The organism is Guyparkeria sp. (genome assembly GCF_041687595.1).
In the GTDB taxonomy this organism is placed as follows: domain Bacteria; phylum Pseudomonadota; class Gammaproteobacteria; order Halothiobacillales; family Halothiobacillaceae; genus Guyparkeria.
On sequence record NZ_JAWLBP010000003.1, the window covers coordinates 25,409 to 43,506 of the forward strand.

Consider the following 18,098-nt stretch of genomic DNA (forward strand, 5'->3'; position numbering starts at 1 on the left):
TCTCCCGAATCTGTCTTGTACAAAAACAACGGGTCAGGCGACCCGTTGTTCAGAAAATCTGCGGCGGAGCGACCAAGACGGTCGCCCCACTCCGTGCGGCGATTACTTGGCCGCTTCTTCCTCGTCGGCCACCTCGACGAAGTCCGACTCGCTGACGCTGGCCGCACCCTTGGCGTCCAGTACGGCATCGGCAACGGCGGAGGTGTACAGCTGGATGGCGCGGATAGCGTCATCGTTACCCGGGATGACGTAGTCGACGCCCTGGGCGCTGTTGTTGGTATCGACAACGGCCACGACCGGGATGCCCAGCTTCTTGGCTTCCTTGATGGCGATGTCTTCGTGACCGACGTCGATGACGAACAGGGCGTCCGGGAGACGCTCCATGTCCTGGATACCGCCGATCGAACGCTCGAGCTTGGCGCGCTCGCGAGTGGTCTCGAGGGCTTCCTTCTTGACCAGCTTCGCCAGGCTGCCGTCTTCTTCCATCTGCTTGAGCGCCTTGAGGCGGCGGATGGAGGCGCGAACGGTGCGGAAGTTGGTCATCATGCCGCCGAGCCAGCGGTGATTGACGTACGGCATGCCGCAGCGCTTGGCTTCCTGCTCGACCAGGTCACGGGCCGAGCGCTTGGTGCCGACGAACATGATCTTGCCGCCGTTACCTGCCAGCTTGCCGACGTAGTTCAAGGCGTCCTCGAACATCGGCAGCGTCTTTTCCAGGTTGATGATGTGGATCCGGTTGCGCTGACCGAAGATGTAGGGCGCCATGCCCGGGTTCCAGTATCGAGTCTGGTGACCGAAGTGGACACCGGCCTCGATCATCTGACGCATGGAGATTTTAGCCATCTGAATAACTACCTGTTTTGATTGGGTTAGGCCTCCGCCCGATCTGACAGCGCAACCCCCGGCTCAACCGGCGGGCACCCCGCGCTGCCATCGCGATGGACGTGTGGAATTTCCGGCCGCCCGCTTTCAAAAGCGGCGGTCCGGCGCGCGAATTATACGGCAACTTCCGCCTGCAGGGAATCCCGGAACGACGTTACTGCCCAGAATGCCCTGTTTACTCGGCAGCGTGTGCCCGAACCGCAGCCGCCAGCTCCTGGGCAACCGACCGCACCTCGTCGGTCGATTCACCCTCGACCATCACGCGAATCAGCGGCTCGGTACCCGAGGGTCGCAACAGCACACGACCCCGACCCGCAAGCCGGGATTCGGCGGCGTCGACCGCGCTGGCGATGACCGGATCCTCCAGCGAGAGCGGCCGGTCGATGCGCACGTTGATAAGCTCCTGTGGGAGTACGTCCATCGGCTCGAGCAACTCGCCAAGGGACTTGCCTTGGCGCGCCATCTCCGCAAGCACCTGCAACGCGGCGATGATGCCGTCCCCGGTACTGTGCCGGTCGAGGCACAGCAGGTGACCGGAGGACTCGCCCCCCAGCAGCCACTGCTCGCGCTTGAGGGCCTCGTGGACGTAGCGATCGCCCACCTTGGCGCGCAGGAACGGGCATCCGAGTGCCTTGACCGCGCGCTCCAGGCCGAGATTGCTCATCTGCGTGCCGACGACGCCACCGGCATAGCCCTGCTGGACCCGCCCGGCGGCAATGACGTACAGCAACTCGTCGCCGTCGCGCACGTTGCCCTCGGCATCCACCATCACCACGCGATCGCCGTCACCGTCGAAGGCGACACCCAAGTCGGCATTCGATGCCAGAACCGCGGAGCGAACAGCCTCGGGATGGGTCGAACCCACTCCCTCGTTGATATTGAAGCCGTCGGGAGCGGCGCCGATCACCTCGACCTCCGCACCCAGTTCGGCGAACACCCGCGGGGCAACCTGGTAGGTGGCGCCGTGGGCGCAGTCGACCACGATGCGCAGCCCCGAAAGCATCATCCCGCTGGGAACCGTGCTCTTGCAGAACTCGATGTAACGCCCTGGTGCGTCCTCGATGCGATCGGCCTTGCCCAGCCTGCGGTTGTCGATCACCTCGAGCGGCTGGTCGAGCATCGACTGGATCGTGTCCTCGACCGCGTCGGGTAGTTTCTCGCCGTGCGAGGAGAAGAACTTCACCCCGTTGTCGGCATAGGGGTTATGCGAGGCGCTGATCACCACTCCGGCCGAGGCACGAAGGGTACGCGTCAGGTAGGCGATCGCGGGGGTCGGCATCGGCCCGAGCAGCCGAACGTCCACGCCCGCCGCGGCGAAACCCGCCTCCAGCGCGGACTCGAACATGTAACCCGACACGCGGGTGTCCTTGCCGATCAGCACGCGTCGACGGCCATGGTCGCCCAGCACCTTGCCGGCTGCCCAGCCTAGCTTGAGGACGAATTCGGGAGTCATGGGCCACTGCCCCACCGCACCCCGCACTCCATCGGTTCCGAATACTCTGGTCACGTCTACGCCTCTTTCTCGACCGCTACTGGCCATGCTGTCTGCCGGCGCGATTGCCGGAAAACAAGAACGCCGGCTCGCGGGCCGGCGTCGTTCATCGTATCTGTTCACCGACCGCCGCGGACCGGCGGCCGGCACCCCGGAAAGGGGATATCACATGGCCGGCGCGCCTTCCGGCTCGTCGGCTGTATCGATGTCTTCCTCGCCGATGACGGCAATGTACGCCGCCAGGTTGTTGATGTCCGCATCAGACAGGTGGGTGGCCTGCGGGATCATCGCGTAGGAGTACTGACCCATCTCGGTGCCCTTGCGGTAAACCTTCAGCAGGGATGCCGCCTGGGAGGCCGCCATGCCCTTGAGCTTGGGCGCGTTCATCAGGTGACCGCCCTCGCCCTGCTCGCCGTGGCAGATGGCACAGGATGAGTACAGGGCCTGGCCGCGCACCATGTCCGCCTGGGCCAGCTCGCCACTGTCAGCCGCCTCGGCCGCGGCTTGATCGGCACCGTCGTCGCCAGAGGCGTCGCCGCCACCGAATTCCTGGGCGATGTAGGCGGCCAGATTAGCGATGTCGCCATCCGACAGGCCGGAGGCGTTCGGCGCCATGGTGCCGTAGCGGTCACCCAGACCGACGCTTTTCAGGTAGTCCTGATCACCGTCGCGGTAGGCGGCCAGCTTCTTGGCGGTCTCTTCCTCGCCCAGGCCGGTCATCTTCGGGAAGGCCCCGCCCTGACCACCACCGTCGGCACCGTGGCAAGCGGCGCAGGTAGCGTATTTTTCCTTGCCCGCAGCCGGATCACCGGCGGCATGGCCCATCAACGGGGCGGCAAGCGCTCCACTGGCGGCAAGGGCGATGAGTGAACGACGCATCTGTTTCATGATTTCTACTCTCAACTGTTGCGCCGCGGCATACCCCTGATGGCCGTACCCCGGTGTGCTGGACACAACCAGGAGGGAAAGGCGGCCGGGCGGCCCTGCGGCGATTTACAAGTCAACCAAATGAACCCCGCGGGGAAAGTATCAGAAAACCCTAATTCGATCCAAGATAAACGCGCTTATGCAGGAAAAGGCAATTTTCTCGTAGCCCGAGCCTCAACCGGTGCGGCCCGACGCGCGTGTCGCCTGCCATACGGCAATCGCATCGCGGGTGGCCCCGACATCATGGACCCGCAGGACACGCGCGCCACGCTCGGCGGCCAGCAGCGCCGCCGCCGCACTTCCCGTGATTCGGCGCTCGACCGGCTGCCCGGTGGCGTCCCCGATCATGCGCTTGCGAGACATCCCCACCAGTAGCGGGACCCCGAGACGATCGAACTCGCCGAGGCGGCGCAGGAGCGTGAAATTCTGCTCGGTGGTCTTGGCGAAGCCGAAACCCGGATCGGCCAGCACCCGGTCACTGCCCAGCCCGGCGCGCTGGAGCCGGGCGATGCGTTCGGCGAGAAAATCGACCACCTCCTTCACCACGTCATCATAGTCCGTCCGGGCTGCCATCGTGCTCGGCTCGCCCCGCATGTGCATGACGCATACCGAGGCGCCCGACCCGACCGCGGCCTCGATCGCGCCCGGCCGGCTGAGCGCACGGACGTCGTTGATCAGGCAGGCCCCGGCCTCGGTCGCCCGGGTCATCACGGCCGGCGTACTGGTATCGACGGACACGGGGCAATCGAGATGACGTCCGATCGCCTCGATGACGGGAATGACACGCGCCAGTTCCTCGTCCTCCGACACCGGCTGGGCCCCGGGACGCGTGGATTCGCCGCCAACGTCGATCAGGTCCGCGCCGGCTTCCAGCATGGCCTCGGCGGCCGCCAACGCGCTGTCCACGGTGTTCCAGCGACCGCCATCCGAAAACGAGTCCGGCGTGGCGTTGAGGATGCCCATGATCAGCGGGCGGTCGACCCGCCAGTCAGGACATGGCGCGCCGGGGTGGCTCATCCGCCCCTCGGCCCACCACCTACCGGGCTGCCATCGGGGGCGCGGTTGCCGTCCTCGCGGTCGTCCCGACCATCAGGACCACCACCTTCACCGCGATCGCCCCCTTCGGCGTCATCGCTCTGATCCGGCTCGATCTGGGCACCCTCGTCGGAGTCCGTCACCGCACCGGAACCCGGCGGCTGCTCGTCGGACTGCGACTTGTCGCTGTCCCAGTCGGCCGGCTCGCGTACCGGACGACGCTCCATCAGGTCGTCGATCTGACCGGAGTCGATGGTCTCGTACTTCATCAGCGCCTCGGCCATCGCATGCAGGATATCCATGTTATCCACCAGGATCTGGTGGCAGCGCTGGTAGTTGCGATCGATGACCTGCTTGATCTCGACGTCGATGACCTCCTTGGTCTCGTCGGAGAAGTGGCCGCCGGAGGCCTGCCGGCCCATGAACGGGTCGCCGTCATCCTCCGAGTAGTAGAGTGTGCCGAGCTTCTCGGACATGCCCCACTTGGTGACCATGTTGCGCGCAAGCTCCGTGGCCCGCTCGATGTCGTTGGAGGCACCGGTAGTCACCGCCTCGTCGCCGAAGATCAGCTCTTCGGCGATCCGGCCGCCGAACAGGCTGGAGATGTTCGACTCGAGCTTGCGCTTGGAATAGCTGTAGCGATCCTGGTCGGGCAGGAACATGGTGATGCCCAATGCCCGACCGCGCGGGATGATCGAAACCTTGTAGACCGGGTCGTGCTCGGGCACCAGGCGACCGACGATTGCGTGACCGGCCTCGTGGTAGGCGGTCAGCTTCTTCTCGTCTTCGCTCATCACCATGGACTTCCTCTCCGCGCCCATGATGATCTTGTCCTTGGCTCGCTCGAGATCCGCCATCGTGACCTCGGGCTTGTTGGCCCGGGCCGCGAACAGCGCCGCCTCGTTGACAACGTTCGCCAAGTCCGCCCCGGAGAAGCCGGGCGTGCCACGGGCGATCAGCGACGGCTCGACGTCCTTGGCCGCCGGAACCTTGCGCAGGTGGACGTTGAGGATCTGTTCGCGACCACGGACGTCCGGCAGGCCGACGACCACCTGGCGGTCGAAGCGGCCCGGGCGCAGCAGTGCCTTGTCGAGCACGTCGGCGCGGTTGGTCGCGGCGATCACGATGACGCCCTCGTTGCCTTCGAAGCCGTCCATCTCGACCAGCAGCTGGTTGAGGGTCTGCTCGCGCTCGTCGTGACCACCGCCCATGCCGGCGCCACGGGTACGACCGACCGCGTCGATCTCGTCGATGAAGATGATGCAGGGGGCGTGCTTCTTCGCCTGTTCGAACATGTCACGAACACGCGAGGCACCCACGCCGACGAACATCTCGACGAAGTCGGAACCGGAAATGGAGAAGAACGGCACCTTGGCCTCGCCGGCGACGGCCTTGGCCAACAGGGTCTTGCCGGTACCCGGCGGGCCGACCATCAGCACGCCGCGCGGGATGTTGCCGCCCAGGCGCTGGAACTTGCCCGGGTCCTTGAGGAAGTCGACCAGCTCGACCACCTCTTCCTTGGCTTCGTCGGCACCGGCCACATCGTTGAACGTGACCTTGACCTGGTCCTCGCTCATCAGCTTGGCCTTGGACTTGCCGAAGCTCATCGCGCCACGGCCGCCACCGCCCTGCATCTGCCGCATGAAGAAGATCCAGATCGCGATCAGCAGGATGAACGGGAACCACTGGATGAAGATCGTCATCAACAGCGACGGCCTCTCCGGCGCCTTGGCGTTGATCTTCACGTTATTGTCGAGCAGATCGCCGACCAGGGCGCGGTTGTCCGTCTCCGGGCTATAGGTCTCGAAGCGGCTGCCCGCGCCGGTCACGCCCTTGATGGTCTGCCCCTCCATGGTGACCGACTCGATGTTGCCGCGCTTCACATCCTCGATGAAATCCGAGTACGGCATCGCCGTGGCGGTGGTCGCGCGCTGATCGAAGCTGTTGAACACCGTCATCAGCACGACGGCGATCACTACCCAGATCAGGATGTTCTTGGTCAAGTCGTTCAAGGCAACACCTCTGCCAGCAGTCATCGCAACAATGGCCGGCACACGACGATCCGTGTCCGGCCAGCGATGACGTAATCATTTATTCGGATACCTTATATCAGGCGCTTTCCGGTTGCCACCAGATATACCTCGCGCGAGCGCGGTCGCGATGCCTTCGGCTTGCGGACCACCACCCGGTCGAACCGCTGGCGGACCTCCCGGACATACTCGTCGAACCCCTCGCCCTGGAAGAGCTTGGTGACGAAGGCCCCCTTCTCCCTGAGCATCCGATCACAGAAGTCCAGCGCGAGTTCCGCCAGATACATCGATCGGGGGATATCCACCGAGTCCAGACCACTCATGTTGGGGGCCATGTCGGAAAGGACAAGGTCGACCTCGGCATCGCCGAGCGCGGCCTCGAGTTCCTCGAGCACCGCATCCTCGGTGAAATCGCCCTGCAGCACGGTGGTATGGGCAAAGTGATCCATCGGCAGGAGGTCGAGGGCAAACACGTGACCCTTCGAGCCGACGACCTGGGCGGCGTACTGCGTCCAGCCGCCGGGCGCCGCGCCGAGGTCGACCACCGTCATGCCGGGGCGGAGGAAACGGTCGCGCTCGTTGAGCTCGATCAGCTTGTAGACGGCACGCGAACGCCAGCCCTCGCGCTGGGCCTTCTGCACGAACTCGTCGCGGAAATGTTCGGCAAGCCAACGCTTGCTACTGACCGAACGCGCCATGATCGTCTCCAGACAGCACACACGAAAGAAACCGGGGGCCGGGGATTATCCCCGATTGCCCCCGGCCGCCCAAATCGCCGTCGTCGAAGCGCGACGGCGCGCCCGTCGCTCAGTGCATGTGACCGTGACCGCCCATCGCCTTATCGCGCGGGGTGACCGGCGCCTCGACGGTGATCCGGTCGCCGTCGCCCAGGCCGAGCTCGATCGCGACCACCTCGCCCTCGTCGAGCGAGCGCTCCGGACCGATCAGCATCACGTGGTAACCGCCCGGAGCCAGCAGCACGGTCTCGCCAGCCGGCACGGTGATGCGCTCCTGCTCGATCATCCGGTGCATGCCGTCCTCGTTGACCGACAGGTGCAGTTCCACCTTCTTGAAACCGTCAGCGTCGGCCGAGACCACGTCGATGGCCTCATCACCGGGGTTGTGCAGCTTCATGAAGGCCGCCGTGGCGTGCGCCCCCGGCGGAGCCAGCGCCACCCAGGGGCTCTGCACATCCAGCTCGGCCGCCTGAGCCGCGCCAGCACTCGCCAGCAGGGCAGCTCCCAGCAGCAGTCCCGTGAATCGACCAACTGCGAATTGTGTCATCTTCATCATTCATCCACCTCTGCCATGAAATCCTCGAGCACGTCCACGATTGCCCCGGTGTCGTGCGGCCCCGGCAGGAGCGCCAGCATCCGCCCGTTCGGACCGATCAGGCGGAAACTGGTGTCGTGGTCGACGTTATACCCGATCTCGCCTTCTTCGTGCGGCTCGATACGGTAGCCAGCCTTGACGGCCGAAGTGACCGCGTCGATCGCCTCGCGCGACCCGGTCACCGGCACGAATTCCTCCGAGTAGAACGCCGTGTATTTCGCCAGGTGAGCCGGGGTGTCCCGCTCCGGATCAACGGAAAGAAACACCACCTGCCAGTCGAGACCCGGCAGTCGCTCTTGGAGCGACGGCAGGATCCGCGAAAGCTGCCCCAGCTCGGTAGGACAGACGTCCGGGCAGTAACTGTAGCCGACGTAGAACAGCGTCCAGCGCTCCTCGAAGAGCTCGTCGGTCGACACGGCTCCGTCCGCGGATTCCAGGTCCGCTTGCGGCATGGGGATGGGCCGCTCGGGCGTACGCAGCACCAGCGGGTCGGGCGTCTCGTAACCGGATAGCCAGCCGTCCGCGTCACCGGGCTGGCAGCCCGGGAGCAGCGGCAGGGCGAACAGGGAGAAAAGCAGGATGCGGAATCTGCGCATGGGTCGACATGCTCCGGATTGGCCGGCAGGGATGTAGCCGTTAAACTGCCTTGCAACTCCCGCCGCTGCAATGTGTGATTTCACACATCCACGCACACACAGATCGCCAGACCATCGAGGAAGCCAGACCGACATGACCCTTACCGCCCGGCAGAGACAGTATCTTCGCTCCCAGGCCCACCATCTCAAGCCTGTGGTCCTGCTCGGCCAGCACGGGCTCACCGACGCGGTCCTCGCCGAGATCGACCAGGCCCTGGAGATCCATGAGCTGATCAAGGTGCGCATCCCCGGCGTGGATCGGGAGGAGAAGCGGGAGATCACCGAGGCGATCACCGCGGCCACCGGGGCGACTCTCGTACAGACCGTGGGACACGTCGCCGTCCTGTTCCGCCCACACGAGAAGAACTCCGAGTATCCCCTGCCCCGCGCCAAGGGACAATGATCCCGCTGCTCGGACCCGACCCGGGCAGTTTCCCGCCCGCAACATGGGCACTGAACGAGCCCAACGGCCTGCTGGCCGCGGGCGGCGACCTGTCAGTGGAGCGACTGCTGGCCGCCTACTGCCGGGGCATCTTCCCCTGGTTCAGCCGGGGCGACCCGATACTGTGGTGGAGTCCCGACCCCCGCACACTATTCGCACCCGAGCGCTTCCATGTCTCCCGAAGCCTCGCCAAGTGGCGCCGGCAAGAGCGTTACCGGGTGACGGCAGACACCGCCTTCGCCGCGGTGGTCGACGGCTGCGCCGCACCGCGGGGCGACGATCCGGAGACCTGGATCGTGCCCGAGATGCGCGCCGCCTTCGTCGCGCTACACGAGGCCGGGCATGCCCGCTCCGTGGAAGTCTGGGAGGGAACGCGGCTGGTGGGCGGACTCTTCGGCACGCAGATCGGGCGGGCCGCCTTCGGCGAGTCCATGTTCAGCCACGCGCCCAACGCCTCCAAGTTCGCACTGGCCGCCATCCTGGTCGACGGCATCTGGGGGAGGATCGACTTCCTCGACACGCAGTTCAGCACCGCCCACCTGCTTAGCCTGGGTGCCGAGGAAGTGCCACGCGACGAATTCCGGCGACGACTCGATGCCGCCACGGCCGACACGGGAATCTGTGATAAAACCTCCTGAAGGAATGGAGCCCTAGTCGCTGGAGGGCGCAAGGCTCCCGAGACCACACTGACAAGGAAAGAGAATCCGCCGTGCAAGCCGACACTACGGGCATCCTGCTGACCCTCCTCCTGATCTCCGTGGTGGCCGTGGTGGCGCTTCGCCGGATCAACCTGCCGGCCATTCTCGGCTACCTCGCCGTGGGCGTGCTCGCCGGGCCCCACGCCCTGGGGTTGGTCAAAGACATTCACGACATTCACCTGATCGCCGAATTCGGCGTGGTCTTCCTGCTGTTCATGCTGGGCCTGGAGTTCTCTCTCCCCAGGCTGGTGGCCATGCGCCGGGCCGTTGTGGGCATGGGCGGCGCGCAGGTGCTGCTCACCGCGATCATCACCGGCAGCGCGGCGCTGATGATGGGGTTCTCGCCGGCGGCGGCCTTCACGCTCGCCGGGGTGATGACCGTCTCGTCCACCGCGATCGTCATCCGCCAGCTGGGCGAGCAACTCGAGATCAACTCGCGGCACGGCAACAATGCCGTCGGCATCCTGCTCTTCCAGGATCTGGCGGTCATCCCCTTCCTGATCATCATCCCGGTCCTCGGGGTACAGGGGGCGGCCGACGGTGCCGGCAACCTGACGCTCGAGATCACCCTGACGCTGGCGGCCGGCGTGCTCGCCGCGATCCTCCTGTTCTTCGGCGGGCGCTGGGTGCTGCGCCCGCTGTTCCGCGAGATTGCCAAGTCCCGCTCGGCGGAACTGTTCACGCTCGCGGTCCTGCTGACCGTGCTGGGCGCCGGCTGGCTGACCAACACCGCCGGCCTTTCCTGGGAACTGGGCGCGTTCCTCGCCGGCATCGCGCTCTCCGAGACGCAATACAAGCACCAGATCGAGGCCGACATCCGGCCCTTCCGCGACGTGCTGCTGGGCCTGTTCTTCATCACGATCGGCATGATGCTCAACGTGGGCGGTCTGGCGGAGATATTCCACTGGGTGCTGATATTCCTGGCGATCCTGATCCTGGCCAAGACCCTGATCATCTTCCTGATCGGGCGTGCCATGGGCGAGGCGCCGGGCGTGGCGCTGCGCACCGGGCTGGTGCTGGCCCAGGGCGGCGAGTTCGGCTTCGCCATGCTCTCGATCGCCAACCCCGACCTGATGAGTTCCAGCGAGCGTCAGATCGTGCTCGCCACGGTGATCTTCTCGATGGTGCTCACCCCGATCCTGGTCAAGTACAACGGCCTGCTCGCCAAGCGTCTGGTACCCGGGTACGCCCGCGGACGACGCGAGCACGCCGTCGAGATACGCCAGGACACCAGCGACCTGACCAATCACGTCGTCGTCTGCGGCTTCGGCCGGGTCGGGCAGAACGTCGCCCGCCTGCTGGGCAGCGAGGGCATCGACTACACCGCGATCGAGGTGGATCCGGATATCGTCCATCAGGCCAACGAGGCCGGACTGCGTGTCTACTTCGGTAACTCCACTCATCTGGACATCCTGCAGTCGGCCGGTCTCGATCGCGCCCGGGCACTGGTGCTGACGCATCTCGACGACGCCTCGACCATCAAGACCATCGAGATCGTGCGCGGGGTCAACCGGGACATCCCGATCATCGTTCGCACCCGCACCGACGAGTTCCTCGACCGGATCCACGAAGCCGGCGCCACCGAGGTGGTCGCCAGCGTCTACGAGATGAGTCTCGCCCTGGGGGGGCACGTGCTGCGCACGCTCCGGGTGCCGGGCACCAAGATCCTTCGCCAGATCGAGGAGATCCGCAGCGAGGACTACGCCCCCCTGCGACACACCTTCCACGGTGACCGGGCCCGCGACGAAAACGACTTCGCACCGCTCGCACCCCGCACCCTCAAGAACGTCACGCTGGTGCCTGGCGCGAAATCCGTCGGTCGGCGGCTGGGAGACGTGCTACCTCGGGACGGCTCGGTGGTTGTCGACGCCCTCAACCGCCACGGAATACGGGGAGAGAGCCCCAACGCGGACATGATGCTGCAGGAAGACGACGTGCTCACCCTCTATGGCGCACCCGAGGCCCTCGACGCGGCCGAGGAGCAGCTGCTGGCCGGGCGTCCGGGCTGAAGGAGCTTCGTCGACGGGTCGCCCCGTGCACCGACGTCGCAAATGGGCCACAATCTCCGCCTTTCACGCGCCGACGGCGCGGATGCCAGCCTGCATGTAATTCCGGCAAATACCTGTCATGAGCGACTCGAAGACCCTCCCTGCCCAACCAAAGAACGCCGGTGATCCGATCTACCTGCGGGCGCATACCGACCTGGGCCGCGCCCTGGCGGTGCGCCTGGCGGGGGAAACGGCGCCGCGCCCGCTGCTGGCCGTCCTCCCGGACAGCCGCCACGTCAATGACGCGCGCGCAGCGCTGGCCTTTCTCGGCATCGAGGCTTCGGTTTTCCCCGACTGGGAGGTGCTGCCCTACGACCGCTTCTCGCCCCACCAGGACCTGATCTCCGACCGGCTCTCCCGGCTGTGGCGCCTGCCCCGGGAGTCCTCGGGCCTGACCCTGATCGCCGCACCGACACTGTTGCAGCGCCTGCCGCCACCGGAGTTCGTCGCCGGTCAGGGCATGGTGCTGGAAGTGGGCCAGACGCTCGACCGGGAGGCCTACCGCCAGCAGCTCGAGGCAGCCGGCTACAGCCTGGTCTCCCAGGTTCAGCAGCACGGCGAGTACGCCCTGCGCGGCGGACTGATCGACGTCTTCCCGATGGGGGCCGAGGAACCGGTGCGCATCGACCTGTTCGACGACGAGATCGAGACCCTGCGCCATTTCGATCCCGAGTCGCAGCGCTCCACCGAGACGGTGACCGAGATCACCCTGCTACCGGCCCGCGAATATCCGCTGACCGACAAGGGCATCCGCACCTTCCGCCAGAACTGGCGCAACACCTTTTCCGGTGACCCCACCCGTTCCCCGATCTACCGCCAGGTGTCCGAGGGCCTGGTGCCGGCGGGCATCGAGAGCTACCTGCCGCTGTTCTTCGAGCAGACCGCCTCACTGTTCGAATACCTGCCGAAGGATGCCCGGCTGATTCTGTTCGACGCCGTTCCCGAGGCCATCGAGCGGTTCGTCACGGAGACCGCCGACCGCTTCGCCCAGCGCTCGGGCGACGTCGACCACCCCATCCTGCGTCCCGAGGCGCTCTACCAGACACCCGAGGAATTCGAGGGGCAGGTCCGCAACCGACCTCGCTGGCAACTGGTCGCCGGTGAAGACGATCACTTTCCCCAGGCCGCCGACCTGGGCGACCGTGCCCTGCCCGACCTCACGGCCGGCAGCGCCACGCAGAGCGCGGTGATCGAGCGTCTGTCCAGCTTCGTGCGCGAATTCGAGGGCCGCGCACTGCTGGTCGCCGAGAGCAGCGGGCGCAGACAGGCACTGCTCGAGCAGGCTACCGCCGCCGGACTGGATGCCCGCGCGGTCGATGGCTGGCAGCAGGGAGGTCGCGGAGAGGAAGGTCATCTGGACGTGGCAGTCGCCGAGCTGGAGCACGGCGCGATACTGCCCGCCGACACCGGGGCGGTCGCCGTCATCAGCGAGATCGACCTGTTCGCCGAACGGGTAGCCCAACGCCGGGCGAAGGCGCGCCGCGGGCGCGATGCCGACGCGATCATCCAGAACCTCGACGACCTGGCCATCGGCGCGCCGGTGGTCCACGAGGATCACGGCGTGGGTCGTTTCCAGGGGCTGGTCACCCTGGAGATGAACGGCCAGCCGCAGGAATACCTGCTGCTCACCTACGCCGACGACGACCGGCTTTACGTGCCGGTTTCGGGCCTCGAGCGCATCTCGCGCTACACCGGCGGCTCCGAGGAGTCGGCCCCGCTGCACCGGCTGGGGTCCGACCAGTGGGAGAAGGCGAGAAAGCGGGCGGCCAGACAGGTCCACGATGTCGCCGCCGAGCTGCTGGACATCCACGCCCGTCGCGCCAGCCGCAAGGGCACCTCGATGCGTACCGAGGAGGACGACTATCGCCAGTTCGCCGAGGAATTCGCCTTCGAACCCACCGACGATCAGCAGCTGGCCATCGAGCAGGTCCTGAGCGACATGGCCTCGTCCCAGCCGATGGACCGCGTGGTCTGCGGCGACGTGGGCTTCGGCAAGACGGAAGTGGCCATGCGGGCGGCCTTCGTCGCGGTGCAGAACGGCGCCCAAGTGGCCGTACTGGTGCCCACCACCCTGCTCGCCGAGCAGCACATGCGCAACTTCCGCGACCGCTTCGCCAACTGGCCGGTGACCATCGAGAGCCTCTCGCGCCTGTCGGGAGGGAAGAAGACCGGCGAGCTGCGCGAGCGGATCAAGGCCGGCCAGGTCGACATCGTCATCGGCACGCACAAGCTCCTGCGTGACTCGCCCGAGTTCGCCAACCTGGGCCTGGTGATCATCGACGAGGAACAGCGCTTCGGCGTGCGCGACAAGGAACGACTCAAGGCACTGCGTGCCGAGGTCGACATGCTCACGCTCACCGCGACGCCCATCCCGCGCACGCTGAACATGGCGCTCTCGGGCATCCGCGATCTGTCGATCATCGCCACTCCGCCGCGCGAGCGGCTGGCGGTCAAGACGGTGATCCTGCGTTGGGATGAGGTGCAGATCCGCGAGGCGATCCAGCGTGAACTCAAGCGCGGCGGCCAGGTGTACTTCCTGCACAACGAGGTGCGCACCATCGAGCGCATGGCCCGGCTGGTGGAGGAGATCGTGCCCGAGGCGCGGGTGAACATCGCACACGGCCAGATGGGCGAGCGGGCGCTCGAGCAAGTCATGTCCGACTTCTACCACCAGCGCTTCAACGTGCTGGTATCGACCACGATCATCGAGTCCGGCATCGACATCCCGACGGCAAACACCATCCTGATCCACCGGGCCGACAAGTTCGGCCTTGCCCAGCTCCACCAGCTACGCGGGCGGGTGGGCCGTTCGCACCACCGCGCCTACGCCTACCTGATCACCCCGGAACCGGGCCAACTGACCCCGGATGCGGAAAAGCGCCTCGAGGCGATCGCCGCACTGGAAGATCTGGGAGTCGGCTTCACGCTGTCCACCCACGATCTTGAGATCCGCGGGGCGGGCGAACTGCTTGGATCGGGACAATCCGGCCAGATGCACGAAGTCGGCTACCGCTACTACATGCAGCTGCTTGACCGCGCGGTGGCCGCGATTCGCGAAGGGCGAGAGCCGGCGCTCGAGGCGCCGATGGAAAGCGTCACCACCGAGGTGGACCTGGGTGAACCCGCCCTCATCCCCGAGGACTACGTGGCCGACGTGCACACCCGACTGACGCTCTACAAGCGCCTGTCGACCGCCGTGGACAACGACGCCCTGAACGAGCTGAAGGTGGAGCTCATCGACCGGTTCGGCCTGCTGCCCGACCCCGTCACCGCCCTGATCGAGACCCACCGCCTCCGCATCCGCGCCCGCGACCTCGGCATTCGGAAGCTCGAGCTGACCGCCAGGGGCGGACGTCTGGTATTCGGCGAGAACGCCCGCGTCGACCCCGGCAAGCTGGTGGCCGCCGTCCAGGCCGATCCGCAGACCTATCGCCTCTCGGCCGACACCCTGCGATTCACCCGGGAGATGCCCAGCCTCGAGGAGCGGCTGGACACCATCCGGGCGCTGCTCGACGACGTGGCACTGCCCCGGAAAGAGACCGAGAAAGCGAAATGAGCCACCACGCCACTCCATCCGCCGAGCAGCGCCAGCCCGCGGAGACCGCTCCGCTGTGGCGCCGGGCCGCCGCCCTGTTCTACGACCTGCTGTTCGTGATCGCGCTGGTGATCCTGGCCACCTTTCTCGCCCTGGCCGTCACGCGCGGCGAGCCGGTCCCGCCGGACGGCCCCGGCCAGTGGCTGTACCGAGCCTGGCTCATGGCCTGGATCGCCGGCTATTTCGTCTTCTTCTGGTGCCGGTTCGGCCAGACTCCCGGCATGAAGGTCTGGCGCCTGCTGCTGTTGCGGCAGCCCGGACCCTGTGCCGGCCCGGCGTTCCTGCGCTTTCTCTTCGGCGTGCTCAGCCTGTGTCTGGCCGGTCTGCCCTTCCTCCTCGCGATCACCGACGCGAAGCGGCAGACCTGGGTCGACCGCCGGCTGGACATGCGGGTGGTCCGGCTGTTGCCCACGCGACGGTAACCGCAGCGGTATTTCAGACGCACACAAGAAAGCCCCGGGGGGAGAGAAACCCCGGGGCTTTCCCGTAGCGCCTTGCGAGTATCGGACGACCGGGGCGCCCCCCGGTCGCGGGCGGGTTCAGTCCGCCTGATGACGCAGGAACGACGGGATGTCGATGGTGTCGAGATTGATCGCCGTGTTGCCGCGGTGGGCCGTGCCGGCGTAGCCCTGCTGGGGCTCGGCCTCTTCCGGCTCGGCGGCCGGCTCCTCGCGACGGGCGTTGTCGATCACGACCCTGGGCTTGCTCTTTTCGCCACCGATCACGTCCTTGTTGCGCGACAGGCCGGTCGCCACCAGGGTGACCCGCAGTTGACCGTCGAGCTCGTCGTCGACCGCCGTGCCCACCTTGACCACGGCCTCGTCACCGGCCAGCGACTGGACCATCTCGCCGATCTCCATGAACTCGCCGATGGACAGGTCACCACCGGAGGTGACGTTCACCAGGATACCCTCGGCACCGGTGAGGTTGATGTCGTCCAGAAGCGGGCTGTGGATGGCCGCTTCGGCTGCCTCGGCGGCACGATTGTCGCCGGTGCCGATGCCGGTGCCCATCATGGCCGTGCCCTTCTCGGTCATGATCGCGCGGACGTCGGCGAAATCGAGGTTGATCTCACCCGGACGCGTAATCAGCTCGGAGATACCGGCCACGGCGGTGAACAGCACCTCGTTGGCGGCGGCAAAGGCGTCCCGCAGGGCCGCCTGCTTGCCCATCACCGCGGTGAGCTGGTCGTTGGGGATGACGATCAGTGAGTCGACGTTGTCCTCGAGCTCCTGGATGCCTTCCATGGCCACCGCGGTGCGCTTCCTGCCCTCGAAGGAAAACGGCCGGGTGACCACGGCGACGGTGAGAATGTTCATGTCGCGGGCGATCTGCGCGATCACCGGGGCCGCACCGGTACCGGTGCCACCGCCCATGCCCGTGGTGATGAACAGCATGTTGGCGTCACTGATCGCTTCCTGGATCTGCTCGCGATCCTCGAGCGCGGCCTGACGGCCCAGTTCCGGGTCGGCGCCGGCGCCCAGCCCCTTGGTGATATTCGCGCCAATCTGCAGCTGCGAGGGCGCATTGCTCTTCACCAGCGCCTGCGCATCGGTGTTGGCACTGATGTACTCGATCCCCTCGATGTGCTGCTGGACCATATGGGCGACCGCGTTGCCGCCGCCCCCGCCGACGCCGATTACCTTGATCTTGGCGCTCTCGGTCTGCATCTCTGCCATCTTCCAGTTGCTCATGATGTCATCTCCTTCTCTCGCCTGGCGTTCTTGAAAATCAGAAGTGATCGCGGAACCAGCCCTTGAGCCGTTCCAGGACATTTCCATGCATCGTTTCCGATCCATGGGCCGTGTTTTCCCTGGCCTGTTGCAGGCCGTGCAGCATCAAGCCGATACCGGCGGCGTTCGCCGGGTCCGTTAGGGCGTCCAGATTGCCCACCACGCCCTGGGGGATTCCCAGGCGGGCAGGCATCTGCAGAAAATCTTCGGCCAACTCGACGAAACCGGGCATCTGGGCGGTTCCCCCGGTGATCACCACCCCGGCGTTGACCATGTTCAGGTAGCCCGACTGGCGGATCTCCTCCTGCAGGTAGGAGAGCAGTTCCTCCACCCGGGGGCGGACGATGCGCATCATCGTCTCCTGCGGGATGCGCCGTGGCGGGCGCCCCGACACGCCCGGCACCTCGATGGCCCGGGAGGCCTCGCGCTCGTCGAGCGGACCGAGGTTGGCGTGATTGATCTTGATCTTCTCGGCCTCGGCCGGCGGGGTGGTCAGGCCGTAGGAGAGGTCGTTGGTGATCTGTTCGCCCGCGATCGGCAGCACGGCCGCGTAACGCAGCGCACCGCCGGTATAGATGGCGACGTCCGTGGTGCCGCCACCGATGTCGATCAGCACCACGCCCAGTTCACGCTCGTCGTCGTTGAGCACTGCGCGCCCGGCGGCAATCGGCTCGAGAACCGTGCCCTCGACATGCACGTCACAACGCTCGACGCACTTGATCACGTTCTGCACGTTATTCGCCGCCGAGGTGACGATATGGACGTTGGCCTCCAGCCGGTGCCCGCTCATGCCCTGAGGCTTTCGGATCCCGTCCTGGCCGTCGATGCGAAACTCCTGTGCCTCGCAATGCAGGATCTGCTGGCCGTCCGGGATCTTGACCGCTCGGGCCGACTGGATCACCTGGCTGACGTCGGCGTCGGTGATCTCCCGGCCACCAGTCCCGGTCATCCCCTGTGAATCCATGCTTCGCACGTGATCACCGGCCACACCGACCCAGGCCGAGCCGATCTCGCAGTCGGACAGGGCCGAGGCTCCATCGATGGCCCGTCGGATCGCCATCGAGGTCGACTCGATGTCCACCACCGAGCCGCGCCGCAGGCCCTTGTTGGTGGGGTGCGAACCATAGCCAATCAGGCTCAGCCGGCCGTCGGCGTCACACTCGCCCACCAGCGCGGCGACCTTGCTGGTGCCGATATCCAGCCCGACGACGAATTCACGCTCACCTTTCTTCAACGCGCTCATGCTGTA

The 18,098-nt window shown here is 66.3% G+C and carries 15 protein-coding genes; 5 read left to right on the forward strand and 10 right to left on the reverse strand.

The window, feature by feature from the left end:
* Positions 1-102 precede the first annotated feature (102 nt).
* The 8 genes from rpsB to ACESL5_RS01110 form a co-directional block, all read right to left on the reverse strand.
* The gene (rpsB, locus tag ACESL5_RS01075; RefSeq protein ID WP_372590929.1) at positions 103-843 is read right to left on the reverse strand and encodes a 30S ribosomal protein S2; all 741 of its coding nucleotides are present in this window, start codon (positions 841-843) and stop codon (positions 103-105) included.
* A 214-nt stretch (positions 844-1,057) separates the two neighbouring features.
* On the reverse strand, positions 1,058-2,422 hold the full coding sequence (gene glmM / locus ACESL5_RS01080) for a phosphoglucosamine mutase (RefSeq protein WP_372590930.1): 1,365 nt from the start codon (positions 2,420-2,422) through the stop codon (positions 1,058-1,060).
* A 117-nt stretch (positions 2,423-2,539) separates the two neighbouring features.
* A complete protein-coding gene (locus ACESL5_RS01085) occupies positions 2,540-3,262 on the reverse strand; it encodes a c-type cytochrome (protein ID WP_372590931.1) in 723 nt (240 codons plus the stop codon).
* A gap of 213 nt (positions 3,263-3,475) precedes the next feature.
* Positions 3,476-4,318: a dihydropteroate synthase gene (folP, locus tag ACESL5_RS01090; protein WP_372590932.1), complete on the reverse strand. Its 843-nt coding sequence runs from the start codon at positions 4,316-4,318 to the stop codon at positions 3,476-3,478.
* The gene (gene ftsH, locus ACESL5_RS01095; protein ID WP_372590933.1) at positions 4,315-6,348 is read right to left on the reverse strand and encodes an ATP-dependent zinc metalloprotease FtsH; all 2,034 of its coding nucleotides are present in this window, start codon (positions 6,346-6,348) and stop codon (positions 4,315-4,317) included. The genes folP and ftsH overlap by 4 nt, the downstream gene beginning before the upstream one ends.
* A gap of 92 nt (positions 6,349-6,440) precedes the next feature.
* A complete protein-coding gene (gene rlmE, locus ACESL5_RS01100) occupies positions 6,441-7,064 on the reverse strand; it encodes a 23S rRNA (uridine(2552)-2'-O)-methyltransferase RlmE (protein ID WP_372590934.1) in 624 nt (207 codons plus the stop codon).
* Positions 7,065-7,173: 109 nt separating this feature from the next.
* Positions 7,174-7,650, reverse strand: a complete 477-nt coding sequence (locus ACESL5_RS01105) for a copper chaperone PCu(A)C (protein WP_372590935.1) — start codon at positions 7,648-7,650, stop codon at positions 7,174-7,176.
* A 5-nt stretch (positions 7,651-7,655) separates the two neighbouring features.
* A complete protein-coding gene (locus tag ACESL5_RS01110) occupies positions 7,656-8,294 on the reverse strand; it encodes an SCO family protein (RefSeq protein ID WP_372590936.1) in 639 nt (212 codons plus the stop codon).
* A gap of 133 nt (positions 8,295-8,427) precedes the next feature.
* On the opposite strand from ACESL5_RS01110, the gene yhbY reads away from it, so the two are divergent.
* The 5 genes from yhbY (at position 8,428) to ACESL5_RS01135 (ending at position 15,538) form a co-directional block, all read left to right on the forward strand.
* Positions 8,428-8,736 (forward strand): ribosome assembly RNA-binding protein YhbY, encoded by a 309-nt coding sequence (yhbY, locus tag ACESL5_RS01115; protein ID WP_372590937.1) that lies wholly within the window; start codon positions 8,428-8,430, stop codon positions 8,734-8,736.
* The gene (gene aat, locus ACESL5_RS01120) at positions 8,733-9,413 is read left to right on the forward strand and encodes a leucyl/phenylalanyl-tRNA--protein transferase (protein WP_372590938.1); all 681 of its coding nucleotides are present in this window, start codon (positions 8,733-8,735) and stop codon (positions 9,411-9,413) included. The genes yhbY and aat overlap by 4 nt, the downstream gene beginning before the upstream one ends.
* A gap of 71 nt (positions 9,414-9,484) precedes the next feature.
* Positions 9,485-11,482, forward strand: coding sequence for a cation:proton antiporter (locus ACESL5_RS01125; protein ID WP_372590939.1), 1,998 nt, complete (start codon positions 9,485-9,487; stop codon positions 11,480-11,482).
* 118 nt (positions 11,483-11,600) lie between these two features.
* Positions 11,601-15,077 (forward strand): transcription-repair coupling factor, encoded by a 3,477-nt coding sequence (gene mfd / locus ACESL5_RS01130; protein ID WP_372590940.1) that lies wholly within the window; start codon positions 11,601-11,603, stop codon positions 15,075-15,077.
* Positions 15,074-15,538 carry an RDD family protein gene (locus ACESL5_RS01135; RefSeq protein ID WP_372590941.1) on the forward strand — a complete coding sequence of 155 codons (465 nt, stop codon included), beginning with the start codon at positions 15,074-15,076 and terminating at the stop codon, positions 15,536-15,538. The genes mfd and ACESL5_RS01135 overlap by 4 nt, the downstream gene beginning before the upstream one ends.
* Positions 15,539-15,655: 117 nt before the next feature.
* Here ACESL5_RS01135 and ftsZ read toward each other — a convergent pair whose 3' ends face one another.
* On the reverse strand, positions 15,656-16,810 hold the full coding sequence (gene ftsZ / locus ACESL5_RS01140) for a cell division protein FtsZ (protein WP_372590942.1): 1,155 nt from the start codon (positions 16,808-16,810) through the stop codon (positions 15,656-15,658).
* 37 nt (positions 16,811-16,847) lie between these two features.
* Positions 16,848-18,092, reverse strand: a complete 1,245-nt coding sequence (gene ftsA / locus ACESL5_RS01145; protein ID WP_372590943.1) for a cell division protein FtsA — start codon at positions 18,090-18,092, stop codon at positions 16,848-16,850.
* Between the last annotated feature and the right edge of the window lie 6 nt (positions 18,093-18,098).